At 40.0% G+C, this 16,672-nt stretch carries 13 protein-coding genes; 10 read left to right on the top strand and 3 right to left on the bottom strand.

The annotated features are described in order from the left end of the window. Positions 1-20 precede the first annotated feature (20 nt). The 5 genes from rpoC (at position 21) to tuf (ending at position 8,420) form a co-directional block, all read left to right on the top strand. A complete protein-coding gene (rpoC, locus tag EYB29_RS07450; RefSeq protein WP_166627020.1) occupies positions 21-3,641 on the top strand; it encodes a DNA-directed RNA polymerase subunit beta' in 3,621 nt (1,206 codons plus the stop codon). A gap of 366 nt (positions 3,642-4,007) precedes the next feature. Then, entirely contained in the window at positions 4,008-4,430 is a 423-nt protein-coding gene (gene rpsL / locus EYB29_RS07445) for a 30S ribosomal protein S12 (protein WP_026866143.1), read from the top strand. A 65-nt stretch (positions 4,431-4,495) separates the two neighbouring features. Continuing rightward, complete coding sequence (gene rpsG, locus EYB29_RS07440; protein ID WP_026866142.1) at positions 4,496-4,966, top strand: 30S ribosomal protein S7; 471 nt, start codon at positions 4,496-4,498, stop codon at positions 4,964-4,966. Between the two features lie 59 nt (positions 4,967-5,025). Further along, positions 5,026-7,107 carry an elongation factor G gene (gene fusA, locus EYB29_RS07435; protein WP_026866141.1) on the top strand — a complete coding sequence of 694 codons (2,082 nt, stop codon included), beginning with the start codon at positions 5,026-5,028 and terminating at the stop codon, positions 7,105-7,107. Positions 7,108-7,232: 125 nt separating this feature from the next. Beyond that, entirely contained in the window at positions 7,233-8,420 is a 1,188-nt protein-coding gene (tuf, locus tag EYB29_RS07430) for an elongation factor Tu (protein WP_166627019.1), read from the top strand. Positions 8,421-8,473: 53 nt separating this feature from the next. Here tuf and EYB29_RS07425 read toward each other — a convergent pair whose 3' ends face one another. The 3 genes from EYB29_RS07425 to EYB29_RS07415 are packed head-to-tail and all read right to left on the bottom strand — an operon-like array spanning position 8,474 to position 12,011. Next, positions 8,474-9,646: a M20 metallopeptidase family protein gene (locus tag EYB29_RS07425; protein ID WP_166627018.1), complete on the bottom strand. Its 1,173-nt coding sequence runs from the start codon at positions 9,644-9,646 to the stop codon at positions 8,474-8,476. Beyond that, entirely contained in the window at positions 9,646-10,833 is a 1,188-nt protein-coding gene (locus tag EYB29_RS07420; protein ID WP_026866138.1) for a M20 metallopeptidase family protein, read from the bottom strand. Before EYB29_RS07420 ends, EYB29_RS07425 begins: the two co-directional genes overlap by 1 nt. Next, positions 10,824-12,011, bottom strand: a complete 1,188-nt coding sequence (locus EYB29_RS07415) for an amidohydrolase (RefSeq protein WP_026866137.1) — start codon at positions 12,009-12,011, stop codon at positions 10,824-10,826. Before EYB29_RS07415 ends, EYB29_RS07420 begins: the two co-directional genes overlap by 10 nt. A 166-nt stretch (positions 12,012-12,177) precedes the next feature. Between EYB29_RS07415 and EYB29_RS07410 the strand changes: the two genes are divergently transcribed. The 5 genes from EYB29_RS07410 (at position 12,178) to qoxA (ending at position 16,672) form a co-directional block, all read left to right on the top strand. Beyond that, positions 12,178-13,368, top strand: a complete 1,191-nt coding sequence (locus EYB29_RS07410; RefSeq protein ID WP_026866136.1) for a glycine C-acetyltransferase — start codon at positions 12,178-12,180, stop codon at positions 13,366-13,368. Between the two features lie 29 nt (positions 13,369-13,397). Next, positions 13,398-14,345 carry an NAD-dependent epimerase/dehydratase family protein gene (locus EYB29_RS07405; RefSeq protein WP_166627017.1) on the top strand — a complete coding sequence of 316 codons (948 nt, stop codon included), beginning with the start codon at positions 13,398-13,400 and terminating at the stop codon, positions 14,343-14,345. Positions 14,346-14,384: 39 nt separating this feature from the next. After that, entirely contained in the window at positions 14,385-15,086 is a 702-nt protein-coding gene (locus EYB29_RS07400) for an HAD family hydrolase (RefSeq protein ID WP_026866134.1), read from the top strand. Next, on the top strand, positions 15,079-15,570 hold the full coding sequence (gene tadA / locus EYB29_RS07395) for a tRNA adenosine(34) deaminase TadA (protein WP_035855716.1): 492 nt from the start codon (positions 15,079-15,081) through the stop codon (positions 15,568-15,570). The genes EYB29_RS07400 and tadA overlap by 8 nt, the downstream gene beginning before the upstream one ends. Before the next feature lie 157 nt (positions 15,571-15,727). Then, complete coding sequence (gene qoxA / locus EYB29_RS07390; RefSeq protein WP_026866132.1) at positions 15,728-16,672, top strand: cytochrome aa3 quinol oxidase subunit II; 945 nt, start codon at positions 15,728-15,730, stop codon at positions 16,670-16,672.

Genomic DNA, 16,672 nt, shown 5'->3' with positions numbered 1-16,672 from the left:
AACTGAGGGAGGAAAGCTCATTGATAGATGTAAACAGATTTAAATATATGAAAATAGGTTTAGCATCACCTGAAAAAATTCGTTCTTGGTCATTCGGTGAGGTCAAAAAACCGGAAACAATTAACTATAGAACATTAAAACCTGAACGTGATGGTTTATTCTGCGAAAAAATCTTTGGTCCTACTAAAGATTGGGAATGTAGCTGTGGTAAATACAAACGCGTTAGATATAAAGGCATGGTATGTGACCGTTGTGGTGTAGAAGTGACGCGCGCTAAAGTAAGACGTGAAAGAATGGGGCACATTGAACTTGCAGCTCCAGTTACTCATATTTGGTATTTCAAAGGAATACCATCACGTATGGGACTATTACTTGATATGTCTCCGCGTTCTTTAGAGGAAATTATTTATTTTGCGTCATATACTGTTATTAAACCAGGTCCAACAGGCCTAGAACCTAAACAACTGCTAAGTGAACGCGAATACCGTGAATACTACGATAAGTTCGGTAATACTTTCACTGCTAAAATGGGTGCTGAAGCAATCAAGGAACTCTTACAACAAGTTGATCTAGGATCTGAACTAGAGATGCTTAGAAAAGAACTTGAAACTGCAACAGGTCAGCGCCTAACAAGAGCGATCAAACGCCTAGAAGTGGTGGAAGCATTCCGCCACTCTGGTAATGATCCTTCTTGGATGATTTTAGATGTCCTACCAATTATTCCACCGGAAATTCGTCCGATGGTTCAATTAGATGGTGGACGATTTGCCACAAGTGATTTAAACGACCTTTATCGTCGTGTAATCAACCGTAATAATCGTTTGAAACGTCTACTTGATTTAGGAGCACCTGGAATTATCGTGCAAAATGAAAAACGTATGTTACAAGAAGCTGTCGATGCTCTAATCGATAATGGTCGTCGTGGCCGTCCTGTAACAGGACCAGGTAACCGTCCATTGAAATCACTATCTCACATGCTTAAAGGTAAGCAAGGTCGTTTCCGTCAGAACTTACTTGGTAAACGTGTCGACTATTCTGGTCGTTCGGTTATCGTCGTTGGTCCTGGACTGAAAATGTATCAGTGTGGTTTACCTAAGGAAATGGCACTTGAGCTATTTAAGCCATTCGTAATGAAAGAGCTTGTTAAGCGTGAGCTAGCAACTAACATTAAGAATGCCAAAGGTAAAATCGAGCGCATGGAAAATGAAGTTTGGGATGTACTTGAAGATGTCATCACAGAACATCCAGTACTCCTTAACCGTGCACCGACACTTCACCGTTTAGGTATCCAAGCCTTCGAAGCGACACTAGTAGAAGGACGTGCGATTCGCCTTCACCCACTAGTAACAACAGCATATAACGCTGACTTTGATGGAGACCAAATGGCTGTACACGTACCACTTTCTAAAGAAGCACAAGCAGAGGCACGTATGTTGATGCTTGCTGCACAAAACATTCTTAACCCGAAAGATGGTAAACCAGTCGTTACACCTTCACAGGATATGGTCCTAGGTAACTACTACCTAACATTAGAACGTGAAGCGACTAAAAATGAGGGGCACATCTTCAAGAGCATTGAAGAGGTCATTATGAGTTACCAAAATGGTTACACTTCACTGCACACTCGTATTGGTATCCATACTAAGGATATGCCTGTAGAGAAAGTGTCTGAAGAGAACAAAGGTAAAATTTTAATGACAACTGTTGGTAAGGTAATCTTTAACCAGATTATGCCACCTTCATTCCCTTATATAAATGAACCGACTAAGGATAACTTAGAACGTAAAACTCCAGATAAGTACTTTATTGCTGCGAGTGACTTAAGTGAGGAAGGCTTAATCGAGAAGATTACAGAAATGCCACTTGTTGATCCGTTCAACAAAAAATTCCTTGGACAAGTTATTGCAGAAGTGTTTAATAAGTTCCACATTACTGAAACTTCAGTGATGCTCGACTTGATGAAAGACTTAGGCTTCAAGTACTCTGCTAAAGCAGGTATTACAGTTGGGGTATCTGATATTGTGGTACTTCCAGACAAACAGGTCATCATCGACGAAACTGAAGAAAAAGTTGAGAAAGTTCAAAAGCAATTCTCACGTGGTCTTATCACTGAAGAAGAGCGCTACAATGCAGTTATTGAGCTTTGGACTAAGGCGAAAGATGTTATCCAAGATAAGTTGATGTCATCACTTGACCGTCTAAACCCAATATTCATGATGAGTGACTCAGGTGCCCGTGGTAACGCATCTAACTTTACTCAACTTGCTGGTATGCGTGGTCTAATGGCCAACCCATCTGGTGAGATCATTGAGTTACCAATCAAATCAAGTTTCCGTGAGGGACTTACAGTACTCGAGTACTTTATCTCTACACACGGTGCGCGTAAAGGTCTTGCCGATACAGCACTGAAAACTGCCGATTCTGGTTATCTGACTCGTCGTCTTGTAGATGTTGCTCAAGATGTTATTGTTCGTGAAGAAGATTGTGGCACAGATAAAGGACTTCATGTATCTGCCTTGATGGAAGGTACTGAGTTAATCGAACCACTACTTGACCGTCTAGAAGGACGTTACACGAAAGAAACAGTTAGACACCCAGAAACTGATGAAGTGATCATTGGCGTTAATGAATTAATTACTCAAGATATCGCTAAAGAAATTGTTAACAGTGGTATCGAACAAGTATATATCCGCTCAGCATTTACATGTAACACGCGTCATGGTGTATGTGAACGTTGTTACGGTAAGAACCTTGCTACAGGTGAAAAAGTTGAAGTTGGGGAAGCAGTTGGTACAATTGCTGCTCAATCAATCGGTGAGCCTGGTACACAGCTTACAATGCGTACATTCCACACAGGTGGGGTAGCAGGTAGCGATATCACACAAGGTCTTCCACGTATCCAAGAATTATTTGAGGCGCGTAATCCTAAAGGGCAAGCGCAGATTTCAGAAATTCACGGTACTGTAACTGACATTGAAATCGTTAAAGACCGTCAACAAGAAGTTAAAGTTAAAGGTGAACACGAAACTCGTACGTACAATGTACCAGGTGCAGCACGTCTCCTCGTTGAAATTGGAGATAAAGTTGAACCAGGTGGCGTATTAAACGAAGGTTCAATCGAACCTAAGTCATTACTTCAAGTTGCCGGGTTAAATACAACTCAAGAGTATCTGTTGAAAGAAGTACAAAAAGTATACCGCATGCAAGGGGTAGAAATCGGCGATAAACACGTTGAAGTTATGGTTCGTCAAATGTTACGTAAGGTACGTATCATAGATGCCGGAGATACTAACTTATTGCCAGGTGCTTTAGTGGAAATTCACCAATTTACAGATGCGAACAAGGAAATCTTTAAACAAAGAAAACGTCCTGCCACTGCAAAACCTGTATTACTCGGAATCACGAAAGCGTCTCTTGAAACTGAAAGCTTCTTATCAGCTGCCAGCTTCCAAGAAACAACTCGTGTACTTACAGATGCAGCAATTAAAGGTAAGCGAGATGATCTTCTCGGGCTTAAGGAGAACGTCATTATTGGTAAGCTGATCCCTGCAGGTACAGGTATGACGAATTATAAAGATGTTGATATTTCAGTAGCTGATGAAGCTATCGCTGAAGAAGATGTCGTCTTAACTGAAGACTAATTCTACAGAGTTAGATGGTAAGAACTTATGGGTCAAGTTCTTATGAAAATGATTATATAGAGCGGAACCTCAACGTCGAGGTTCCGTTCTTGTTTTATTAAAATTGGAACTCGACTAGTTTTGTATAGTGCTCTATGTTATTATGTTTTATGTGTCTAAGAGCATTAACTTTTTCACTGTGAATGCTTGACACATTTCTTTTGGAAATGGTATTATTGTTAAGGTTACTTTAAGAAGGGACTAATGTGCCTTTTTTAAAGGAGACAAAGTGTATTTTTGTAAGATTGTTATCTTACAGATTTTTTATACTCAAAAAATGAACCACCTGGATGTGTGGATTAAGTTACGAGAGGAGGACATTCAAAGATGCCAACTATTAATCAGTTGATTAGAAAGTCACGTACTACTAAAACGCAAAAATCTGACTCACCTGCATTAAACAGAGGTTTCAACAGTCTCAAAAAGCGTGTAACTAACGAAGCTGCGCCACATAAACGCGGTGTTTGTACACGTGTAGGTACTATGACACCTAAGAAACCAAACTCTGCATTACGTAAATATGCTCGTGTAAGATTATCAAATAACGTCGAAGTTAACGCGTATATCCCTGGAATTGGTCACAACCTACAAGAACACAGTGTTGTACTTATCCGTGGAGGTCGTGTAAAAGACTTACCTGGTGTGCGCTACCACATCGTTCGTGGTGCTTTAGATACTTCAGGCGTTGAAGGACGTAAACAAAGCCGTTCACACTACGGTGCTAAAAAACCTAAAGAAGAGAAGAAATAATCTCGCTTTAGATGTGAATTTTAAATATAAATAATGATAAAATAAAAAATGGAAGGAGGATAATTATGCCACGTAAAGGTCCTGTACCAAAGAGAGATGTTCTACCGGATCCGATTCACAACTCTAAGCTTGTGACTAAACTCATCAACAAGATGATGGTTGACGGTAAACGAGGAACTTCACAAAAAATTCTTTATAATGCATTCGATATCGTACAAGAACGTTCTGGTAAAGATGCAATGGAGGTTTTTGACGAAGCAATTGAAAACATTATGCCACTTCTTGAAGTTAAAGCACGCCGTGTTGGTGGGTCTAACTACCAAGTACCGGTTGAAGTTCGTCCAGAACGCCGTACTACTCTAAGCTTACGTTGGCTTGTGAACTACGCACGTCTGCGTGGGGAAAAGACAATGGAAGAGAGACTAGCTAACGAAATTCTTGATGCTGCTAACAACACAGGTGGAGCAGTTAAAAAACGCGAAGAAAGTCATAAAATGGCTGAAGCTAACAGAGCATTTGCACACTACCGTTGGTAGTATGCTAAGTTCTTTAGTATATAAATCTAATCCATTCCTGGAAGGAGCAAAGAATACTCATGGCAAGACCATTCACTTTAGAGAAAACGCGTAATATCGGTATCATGGCACACATCGATGCAGGTAAAACTACGACGACTGAACGTATTCTTTATTACACAGGACGTATCCACAAATTAGGTGAAACGCACGAAGGTGCATCACAAATGGACTGGATGGAGCAGGAGCAAGAACGTGGTATTACTATCACATCTGCTGCAACTACAGCTCAGTGGGACGGCCACCGTGTAAACATTATCGATACTCCTGGACACGTAGACTTCACTGTTGAAGTTGAACGTTCACTTCGTGTACTCGATAGTGCGGTAACAGTACTTGATGCACAATCAGGTGTTGAACCACAAACAGAAACAGTTTGGCGCCAAGCGACAACTTACGGCGTACCAAGACTAGTATTCGTCAACAAAATGGACAAGATCGGTGCAGACTTCCAGTATTCAGTAGGCACGATCAAAGACCGTTTACAAGCGAATGCACACCCAATTCAGTTACCAATCGGATCTGAGGATGATTTCAGAGGGATTATTGACCTTGTTGAAATGAAAGCAATCCTATACAGTAACGACTTAGGTACTGATATTGAAATTACAGAAATCCCTGCAGAATTCGCAGATGAAGCAGCAGAAGCTAGAGAATCTCTTATCGAAGGTTTAGCAGATGTCAACGAAGACGTCATGGAAAAATACCTAGGTGGAGAAGACCTATCTGTAGATGAGCTTAAAGCAGCAATTCGTAAAGCGACTTGTGATGTTGAGTTCTACCCTGCACTTTGTGGTACTGCATTTAAAAATAAAGGTGTTCAATTACTATTAAATGCAGTAATCGACTACCTACCATCACCATTAGATGTTAAACCAATCGTTGGTCATAAAACTGACGATGAGGAAGAAGAGTACATTGCTCGTCCTGACGATTCAGAACCATTCGCAGCACTTGCATTTAAAGTTATGACAGATCCATTCGTTGGTAAATTAACTTTCTTCCGTGTTTACTCTGGTACACTAGACGCTGGTTCTTATGTACAGAACACTACTAAAGATAAGCGTGAACGTGTTGGACGTATCTTACAGATGCACGCCAACTCACGTGAGGAAATCTCAACTGTTTACTCAGGAGATATCGCAGCTGCAGTAGGTCTTAAAGATACTGGTACTGGTGATACGCTTACACAAGAGAAACTTGATATTGTACTTGAATCTATGGAATTCCCTGAGCCGGTTATTCACTTATCGGTTGAGCCGAAGTCTAAGAGTGACCAAGACAAGTTAACAACTGCTCTTGTTAAGTTACAAGAAGAGGACCCGACTTTCACAGCACGTACTGATAAGGAAACTGGACAAGTTATTATCGGTGGTATGGGTGAGCTTCACCTAGACGTACTTGTTGACCGTATGAAACGTGAATTCAAAGTTGAATGTAACGTTGGTGCGCCAATGGTATCATACCGTGAAACATTTACAGTGCCTGCACAGGTTCAAGGTAAATTCTCACGTCAGTCTGGTGGTCGTGGTCAATACGGTGATGTTCACATCGAATTCACTCCAAACGAACAAGGTGGCGGTTTCGAATTCGAAAACGCAATCGTTGGTGGGGTAGTTCCACGTGAATACATTCCATCTGTTGAAGCTGGACTTGTAGACTCAATGGAAAACGGTGTAATTGCTGGTTATCCATTAGTAGACGTTAAAGCTAGACTTTACGATGGGTCTTACCACGATGTCGACTCTTCTGAGATGGCCTTTAAAGTAGCTGCATCATTAGCGCTTAAAGAAGCAGCTAAAGTGTGTAAACCAGTTCTTTTAGAGCCAATGATGAAAGTTGAAATCGTAATGCCTGAGGAGTACTTAGGAGACATTATGGGTGACGTAACAAGTCGTCGTGGACGTGTTGAAGGTATGAACGCGCGTGGTAACGCACAAGTTGTTAACGCATTCGTTCCACTTTCTGAAATGTTCGGTTATGCGACTGCACTACGTTCTAACACTCAAGGTCGCGGTACTTATACTATGGTATTTGATCACTATGAAGAAGTGCCTAAGTCAGTATCAGAAGAAATCATCAAGAAAAACACTGGTGCTTAATTCATATACTTGATTTTTTTAAGCAAATGCTTTATAAGTGTTGTAAGAAAGACTCCAAAGGTGGGTTACCCCACCTTGGGTTTTAAATAAAAAATAATGTTATATATAAGGAGAGGTATTTTACAATGGCTAAAGAAAAATTTGACCGTTCGAAAACACATGCCAACATTGGTACAATTGGTCACGTTGACCACGGTAAAACAACTTTAACAGCAGCAATCGCAACTGTACTTTCTAAGCACGGTGACGGTGTAGCTCAAAGTTACGACATGATCGATAACGCACCAGAAGAAAAAGAGCGTGGTATCACAATCAACACGTCTCACATCGAATACGAAACAGAAAAACGTCACTATGCACACGTTGACTGCCCAGGTCACGCTGACTATGTTAAAAACATGATCACTGGTGCTGCACAAATGGACGGCGGTATCTTAGTAGTATCTGCTGCAGATGGCCCAATGCCTCAAACTCGTGAGCACATCTTACTTTCACGTAACGTAGGTGTTCCGGCATTAGTAGTATTCTTAAACAAAGTTGACATGGTTGACGATGAAGAATTACTAGAATTAGTTGAAATGGAAGTTCGTGAATTACTTTCTGAGTATGACTTCCCTGGAGATGACATTCCTGTAATCGCTGGTTCAGCACTTAAAGCTCTTGAAGGCGATGCTGACTACGAGCAAAAAATTCTTGATCTTATGAACGCAGTTGATGAGTACATTCCAACTCCAGAACGTGACTCTGACAAACCATTCATGATGCCTGTTGAGGACGTATTCTCAATTACAGGTCGTGGTACAGTTGCAACTGGTCGTGTTGAGCGTGGACAAATCAAAGTCGGTGAAGAAATCGAAATTATCGGTATCACTGAAGAGTCTAAGAAAACAACTGTTACAGGTGTTGAAATGTTCCGTAAGCTTCTTGACTATGCAGAAGCTGGTGACAACATTGGTGCCCTTCTACGTGGTGTATCACGTGAAGACATCCAACGTGGTCAAGTTTTAGCAGCTCCTGGTTCAATCACACCACACACAAACTTCAAAGCAGAAGTTTACGTTCTTTCAAAAGACGAAGGTGGACGTCACACTCCATTCTTCACTAACTACCGTCCTCAGTTCTACTTCCGTACAACTGACGTAACTGGTGTAGTTAACCTTCCAGAAGGAACTGAAATGGTTATGCCTGGAGACAACGTTGAAATGACAGTAGAACTTATTTCACCAATCGCTATTGAAGACGGTACTCGTTTCTCAATCCGTGAAGGTGGACGTACTGTAGGATCAGGCGTTGTAACTGAAATCATTAAATAATAATTTTTTGATATAAGAAAAGCTGAGATCAAATGATCTCAGCTTTTTTGTGTTTATTTCTTATTAAAGTTAAGTACAGCTTTTAACATAGTTTCTACACCTGTCTTCATTCCATCTTCATCGATATCAAAATGAGGATGGTGATGAGGTGTATCAGCTTTCTTATCACTATTTCTCACGCCAGTATAGAAGTAACATCCTGGTCGATTTTCTGCAAAATACGAAAAGTCTTCTCCTCCCATGGCAGGACCTACTTCTTCAACATCCTTAACATAAAATGAATCTTCTCTTACATTATCGATGACGTAATCAAGTAGCTCGTGATCGTTTTTTAATGAAGGGTAACCGTATGTGATTTCAATGTCGGCATGAACATTAAAACTTGCGCTGATTCCCATACATAGTTGCTCTAGTCTCTCTGCAACAATTTGTCTAACTTCTTCAGTGAACGTTCTGAAAGTACCTTTTATTTCTGCTTTACCAGGTATGACATTAAAGACAGAACCTGCATTATAGGCGCCTATAGAAACTACAGCAGAATCCAATGGACTGACTGATCTTGAGACAATAGTCTGTATCTGTTGAATAAGGGATGCTGATGCAATAATTGGATCTTTTGTAACTTGTGGGGTTGCACCGTGACCACCTAGTCCATTGACAACAATTTTAAAGGAGTCTGCATTTGCGTACATCGTGTCGTAGTTATATTTAATTGTACCGACAGGGAACTTTGTAGAAACATGTGTGCCAATGACATAGTCAACATTTTCTAAGGCACCATCTTCAATCATTGCTTTTGCACCGCCTGGTAGTAACTCCTCAGCATGTTGATGAAGGAATACTACATTGACAGGCAACTCCTCCTTATGCGCTGATAACACTTTTGCCATTGTAATCAGCATCGCTGTGTGCGCATCATGCCCACATGCATGCATGACACCAGGCGTTTTAGAACGGTAGGGTACATCTTTTTCATCCTGTATTGGTAGGGCGTCAAAATCTGCACGAATCGCAACTGTTTCGTAAGAATCATTTACTTGAAGACGTGCGACAATACCATTACCCCCAACATTCTCTCTAATATCTAAGCCAAGATCTTTAATCTGTTCGTAAATCCATGCTTTAGTATTTTCTTCTTGGAAGGATACTTCTGGATATTGGTGCATATATCTACGAAGTTCTACCATTGACTCGAAATTATCATCTATGACTTTTTTAATGTCCATTATTGTGACTCCTTTTCAAAATAGGTAAATACAGATTCAAGCATGACACTGACTGCATTCATCATCCCTTTTTCATCGATATCGAAGTGGCCATGATGGTGAGGGAAGTCTGCCTTAAAACTAGAGTTTTTAACACCCGTATAGAAAAATGTACCTGGAACTTTTTGTAGGTAGTAAGAAAAGTCTTCACCACCAAGGTCTGGTTCTAGACGAATGGTTTCAGATACAGTACTGATTTTATTTGCACTCTTAACGACTATATCAGTCATTTCATCATCATTAACGACTGGTGGATAGCCTCTCATATAGTCCAAATCATATGAAACCCCCGTAGTTCTAACGAGTCCTTCCAAAGTGTTATTCAACTCAGTAATCATTAAATCCTGCATGTCATGGTTGAAGGTACGAATTGTTCCACCAATTGTGACTTCATCTGGGATGATATTGTGTTGACTGCCAGCATTAAACATTGTAATCGATAAAACAACTGAATCCATTGCATTGGATTTTCTTGTGACTGCATATTGAAGTTGGTTGCAGAGTGAGATGCCGGCAGCTACTGGATCAATTGCATTATGTGGACGGGACGCATGCCCGCCCAGACCTTTGAGTTTAATGGTGAAGTCATCGGGCATGCCTGTTGCTGTACCATATTTGTAGCCGACCTTTCCAACATCAAGAGACGTAGTAACATGTGTTCCGAATATTGCATCCACGTTTTCAAGACAGCCATCAGCAATCATTTGAATGGCACCACCAGGATCTACTTCTTCCGCATGTTGGTGTATGAAGACAATATTGCCTTTTAATTGATCTTTCATACTGCTTAAAATCCTTGCGGCCGTTAAGACAATGGCAGTATGTGCATCATGCCCACAGGCGTGCATAACACCTGGAACAGTGGACTTGTATGGTGTGTCCTTTAAGTCTTGAATTGGTAAGGCATCAAAGTCTGCCCGAAGTGCGACCGTAGGTAGTGATTCATCGACAATCAACTTACCGACGACCCCGCGGCCACCGACACCTTCCTGAACTTCTATACCGAGTCCTCTTAGATACTCTGCGATGTAGGCCGGTGTATGGACTTCTTGAAAGGACAGTTCGGGGTACATATGCAGATGACGACGGATTTTTACCGTTTCATTGAAATGCGATTTAACCTGAGATTCAATTTGTTTTAGTTCCATTCAATCACCGACTCTAATTCAAGAATTTTCATGAACATCATCAGCGCACTTTCTAAACCATCTTCATCTAAATCGAACATATCTGTGTGGTGGGCATGACGAGAGTTTTTGTCGATGTTTCCCGTACCTGTGTAGAAGAAGGCACCTGGTTTTTCCAAAATATAATAAGAGAAATCTTCACCAATCATTAATGGATCTGCTTCTTTATACGGTAAATCGAGTGATTTTGCTGCAGCTTCGATAACTTTAGCTTCTTCCTCATGATTAATGACTGCTGGGTAACCGAATACGTAGTCCATGTTATAGGTTGCCCCGCGTTTTTTGGTCGTATGCTCGACTTCAGCTTTAAAAATCTCATATATTTTTTCTTTTACTTCTTGTTTAAACGTTCTCACCGTTCCGATGACACGTACTGTATCAGGAATGACATTAAAAGCATCTCCACCTTGGACACTACCTACTGTCACGACTGCATTGTCGATAGCAGAGATTTGTCTAGATACAGCTGTTTGGAGATTGGTGATGAGTTCAGCAGCAACCACAATTGGATCCACAGTCGTATCTGGATAAGCAGCGTGACCACCAGAACCTTTAATAGTGATGTAGAATCCATCTGGACTGGCAATTAAGGCACCTGGACGTGTTTGAATTTCATTGGTATCAAATTGACTCCAGTAGTGTTGGCCGTATACTTTATCTACACCTTCTAAGGCACCATCATTGGTCATAGCCATGGCACCACCAGGTTGTTCTTCCTCGCCGTATTGGAAGATAAAGGACACAGTCCCCTTTAAATTTGCCTTATTCAGTACAACTGTATCGACCAATGCGAGTAAGGTCGATGTGTGTCCATCGTGACCACAGGCATGCATAACACCTGGATTTTGAGATTTATATGGGACGTCTTTTTGATCTTCGATTGGCAATGCATCAAAATCTGCACGTACCGCAATGTGAGGATGACCTTCACCAATGGAGGCAACGATACCTCTACCTTCATTTTGTTCATTGGTGCCCACATTCTCACGAATTTTAAGTTCAGGGTACTGCTGTAGATGATTTAGTATAAACTGATAAGTTTCTTTCTCTTTAAATGAAACCTCAGGATGCATATGCATATGTCTGCGATTCTTAATCATCTCAGGGAGTTTCTGGGACGCTATTTCTTTAATGCTCATGGGTCAACCTCCGTATTGTTTTTTTCTATTCATCTTATCAAAACTTTGGATACTTTTAAACTAAGATAGCTTAAAATATTAGAAAATTAGCATTATATAAACAATAGGCTTTCATTAAAGGTAAACGCTTAAATATGCTAAAATAAAAGTCAAGGAGGGGACGTATATGTCAAAAAAATTAGAACAGTATTTACAGGATAACCTGAACTATTTGAAAGAAAATGGACTATATAACGTAATCGATACAGTAGAGGGGGCAAATGGTCCAGAAATTAAAATCGGTGGACAAACACTGGTTAACTTATCTTCTAACAACTACTTAGGTTTAGCGACAGAAGAGAAATTGAAGGAAGCAGCAATATCTGCAGTTCAGTCTCACGGTGTTGGTGCAGGTGCGGTACGGACAATTAACGGTACGTTAGATTTACACGTAGAACTAGAGAACACATTAGCAGAATTTAAAGGTACAGAAGCGGCTGTAGCCTTCCAATCTGGTTTTAACTGTAATATGGCAGCAATTCAAGCGGTAATGAATAAAGAGGATGCAATTCTATCAGATGAGCTTAACCACGCTTCTATCATTGATGGGTGTCGTTTATCACGCGCGAAAATCATTCGTGTTAATCACTCGGATATGGATGATTTAAGAAGAAAAGCTAAGGAAGCCGTAGAATCAGGCCTTTACAAAAAAGTAATGTACATTACTGATGGCGTCTTTTCTATGGATGGTGACGTTGCAAAATTACCTGAAATCGTAGAGATTGCTAAAGAGTTTGACCTTATTACTTATGTGGATGATGCACATGGCTCTGGTGTAATGGGCAAAGGTGCAGGAACAGTAAAACACTTTGGTCTAGAAAAAGAAATTGATTTACAGATGGGGACATTATCTAAAGCAATTGGTGTTGTCGGTGGTTATGTTGCAGGGTCACAAGACTTAATTGACTACTTAAAAGTTGCTGCACGCCCATTCTTATTCTCAACTTCTTTAACTCCAGGAGATACTAAAGCAATCACTGAGGCTGTTAAAATGCTAATGGCTTCAACTGAACTACATGACAAACTTTGGGAAAATGGGGACTACTTAAAAGCAGGACTTAAAGATCTTGGCTTTGATATCGGAGACTCAGAAACACCAATCACACCATGTATTATTGGTGACGAGAAGAAAGCTCAAGAATTCTCTAAGCGTCTAAAAGAAGAAGGCGTCTATGCTAAATCAATCGTCTTCCCAACAGTGCCAAAAGGGACAGGACGCGTGAGAAATATGCCTACTGCAGCACATACTAAAGAAATGCTAGACAGAGCTTTAGAAATATACGCTAAGGTCGGTAAAGAACTCGGAATTATTAACTGAAAATCTTCAATATTTAAGGGGAAAAGGCAATGAAACGTATTATACTAACTGGTGCACTAGGACAAATTGGAACGGAATTAACCGTTAAGTTAAGAGAAATTTACGGTGAGGACAATGTCTTAGCAACAGATATTAAAGAACCTGTAGATTCACCGCTTGAAGGTAAACCATTTGAAACTTTGGATGTTACAAACTATGAAGAGATGGAAAGAATTGCACGTGAGTTTAAAGCGGACACAATAATGCATCTTGCTGCATTATTAAGTGCGACATGTGAGAAAAATCCACATCTAGCTTGGGAAATTAACATGGGCGGCTTAGTGAATGCACTTGAAGTTGCACGTAATTTAAACTTACAATTCTTTACACCAAGTTCTATTGGTTCATTTGGACCTTCAACACCAAAAGATCAAACACCACAAACAACAATCCAACGTCCAGTGACGATGTATGGTGTAAACAAGGTATCTGGAGAGCTTCTATGTGACTATTACTATGAAAAATTTGGTGTAGATACTAGAGGTGTACGCTTCCCTGGTCTAATCTCACATGTGAGAGAGCCAGGAGGTGGGACAACAGATTATGCTGTTGAAATTTATTTTGAAGCAGTAAAAAATGGTAAGTATACATCGTTTATCGACAAAGGTACATTTATGGATATGATGTACATGGATGATGCGATTCAAGCAATTATTGACCTTATGGAAGCAGATGCTGATAAGCTTGAAGATAGAAATGCTTTCAATGTCTCAAAACTAAGCTTTGATCCAGAAATACTTGCTGAGTCTATTCGTCGCCACTACCCAGACTTTGAATTAAGCTATGATGTCGATCCAGTGAGACAAGGTATTGCAGAAAGTTGGCCAAATAGTATCGATTCATCTGAGGCGAAGCGTCAGTGGGGCTTTGATGCTAAATTCGATATTGATAAAATGACGGACACTATGATTGAAGCAATTAAGAAAAAATATAGGTAGCTTCCTAGAGAAGGTCCTACCTAGTCATGGAGGATGACGATGAGTCGAGTAATATTATATGACAAGGACGGGACCTTGCTCAATTTTCAGAAGTTGTGGACACCATATGCTAAGAAATGTATAGATGTATTCGCTAAGGACTTTGATGCAGAAGATATAAAAGAAGAAGTCGCTGAAGATTTAGGATATGTTAATGGTGAAATACAGGCGAATTCTACTATTGCTCAAGGTACAGGTCGAGATATTCACAAAGTATTTGAGTCTTACCGTAATGGTGGAGCGAAATGGGCAAAAGACTTCTATGAATCAAATCTCGATATGCTTCGAGACGAGATGGTATTGATTGACGGTGCACTAGATGCTCTTAAAAAAGGTCAAAAACTTGGTTTTAAAAATGTCATTGTCACAAGTGATAGTAGAGATTCCACACTTCGATTTATAGAGAAGTTTAATCTCGAACCATACATCTTCGATATTATTTGTGGAGATGATAATGATTTCCACAAGCCTGACCTTAGGTTCATTAAACCCTTCCTGGATAAGCACCAGTATAAAGTTAAAGAGCTTGTGATGATTGGTGACAATCATGCGGATACAATGCTTGGTTATGAAGAAGACTTATATACGATTGGTGTCTTAAGTGGGACGAGCTCAGAAAGCCATTTAAATGGTGCCAATATGATTATTGATAGTGTGAAGGACTTATTTAATCAAGAAGGAGATTTTATTCTCGATGCATGAGATCTACATGGCTGAAGCAATAAAAGAAGCACATAAGGCAGAAGCCTTGGAAGAGGTGCCAATTGGGGCTGTCGTAGTTAAGAATGATGAGATAATTGCGAGAGCGCATAACCTAAGAGAAACGAGTCAAAACCCAGTGACACATGCTGAGTTGTTAGTGATCCAAGAAGCGGCTAAAGTTCTTGGGTCATTTCGATTAGAAGAATGTACATTGTACGTTACTCTAGAGCCCTGTGTAATGTGCTCCGGCGCCATTATTATGTCTAGAGTACCTCAGGTTGTCTACGGGGCGCCGGACCCTAAAGGCGGTACTGTAGATAGTTTAATGCATTTATTGGATGAACCAAGGTTCAATCATCGTGCAAATGTCATCAGCGGAATAATGGCTGAGGACTGTGCAGCATTACTTAGAAATTTTTTTAAAAATTTAAGAACAAAGAAGAAACAACAAAAGATTGATGAAACATCCTCGACAGATTTATGAACAGTCGAGGTTTTTTTGTGAAAGTGGCAGAAATATTACGATTCAGTCAACATTCTATGAGAATTCGACAAAATAGGTTTATGGGCGAAACAAATAGATAATATAATGCGTGTGAGTCTCTTATATTTATTTGTAAATCACATATGGAGTGTGAACAATGAAGAGAAAGAAAAGAATGTACAAAATAAGTTCTATATTGAGCATGGTTATGTTTGCTCTAATCCTATCTGGATGTAGTAATTTAGAGGTATTTGATCCTGCTGGTCCAGTTGCTGAGAGTCAGCGAGATTTAATTTATTACTCTTTATACTTTATGGCTGGTATTATTGTTGTTGTTTTTACTATTTTTACTGTTTTTGTTATCAAGTATAGAGCCAATCGTAAAGGCAGAAAGCCATCAGATTATAAACCAGAAATGCATGGCAATATGAAACTAGAGATCGTTTGGTTTACAATACCGATTCTTATTGTCACTGCCTTATCCATACCGACTATTAATTTGCTCTTTCAACTTGAGGAACCACCTGAATCTTCAAGTGATCAAGAGCCACTCGTTGTATATGCAACATCTGCGGACTGGAAGTGGATATTTAGTTACCCTGAAGAAGGGGTGGAGACTGTTAACTATTTAAATATCCCAACAGACCGAGCAGTAGAATTTAGATTATCTTCTGCAGATTCAATGGCATCCCTATGGATACCTCGTTTAGGTGGGCAAAAGTATACGATGGCAGGTATGGAAAACGTACTTTATCTGCAAGCAGATGAAGAAGGGACCTTCCTAGGTAGAAATTCAAACTTTACAGGTGAAGGCTTTGCTGCACAAACGTTCGAAGTGAATGCCGTCAAACATGATGAATTTGACAGCTGGGTCACAGACGTACAGCAAAATGAACCTGAATTAACTCAAGAGAAGTACGATGAGATATTAGCACCGAGTATAGTTGACAAAAAAACATTTTCATCTACGCATCTGGATTGGGTCAATCATGGAAAGAATGAATTCAGAGATTATTCCGTCGAAAGACATGAAGAAAAGTATGAAAAAGGTTTAGATTTATACAATCAACCAGAATTTAAACCAAATGAAATTTCAGAATGA

Origin of the sequence: Jeotgalicoccus sp. S0W5, from assembly GCF_011634875.1 — a bacterium.
GTDB lineage: Bacteria > Bacillota > Bacilli > Staphylococcales > Salinicoccaceae > Jeotgalicoccus > Jeotgalicoccus marinus.
This window is presented reverse-complemented; position numbering and strand designations above follow the sequence as displayed.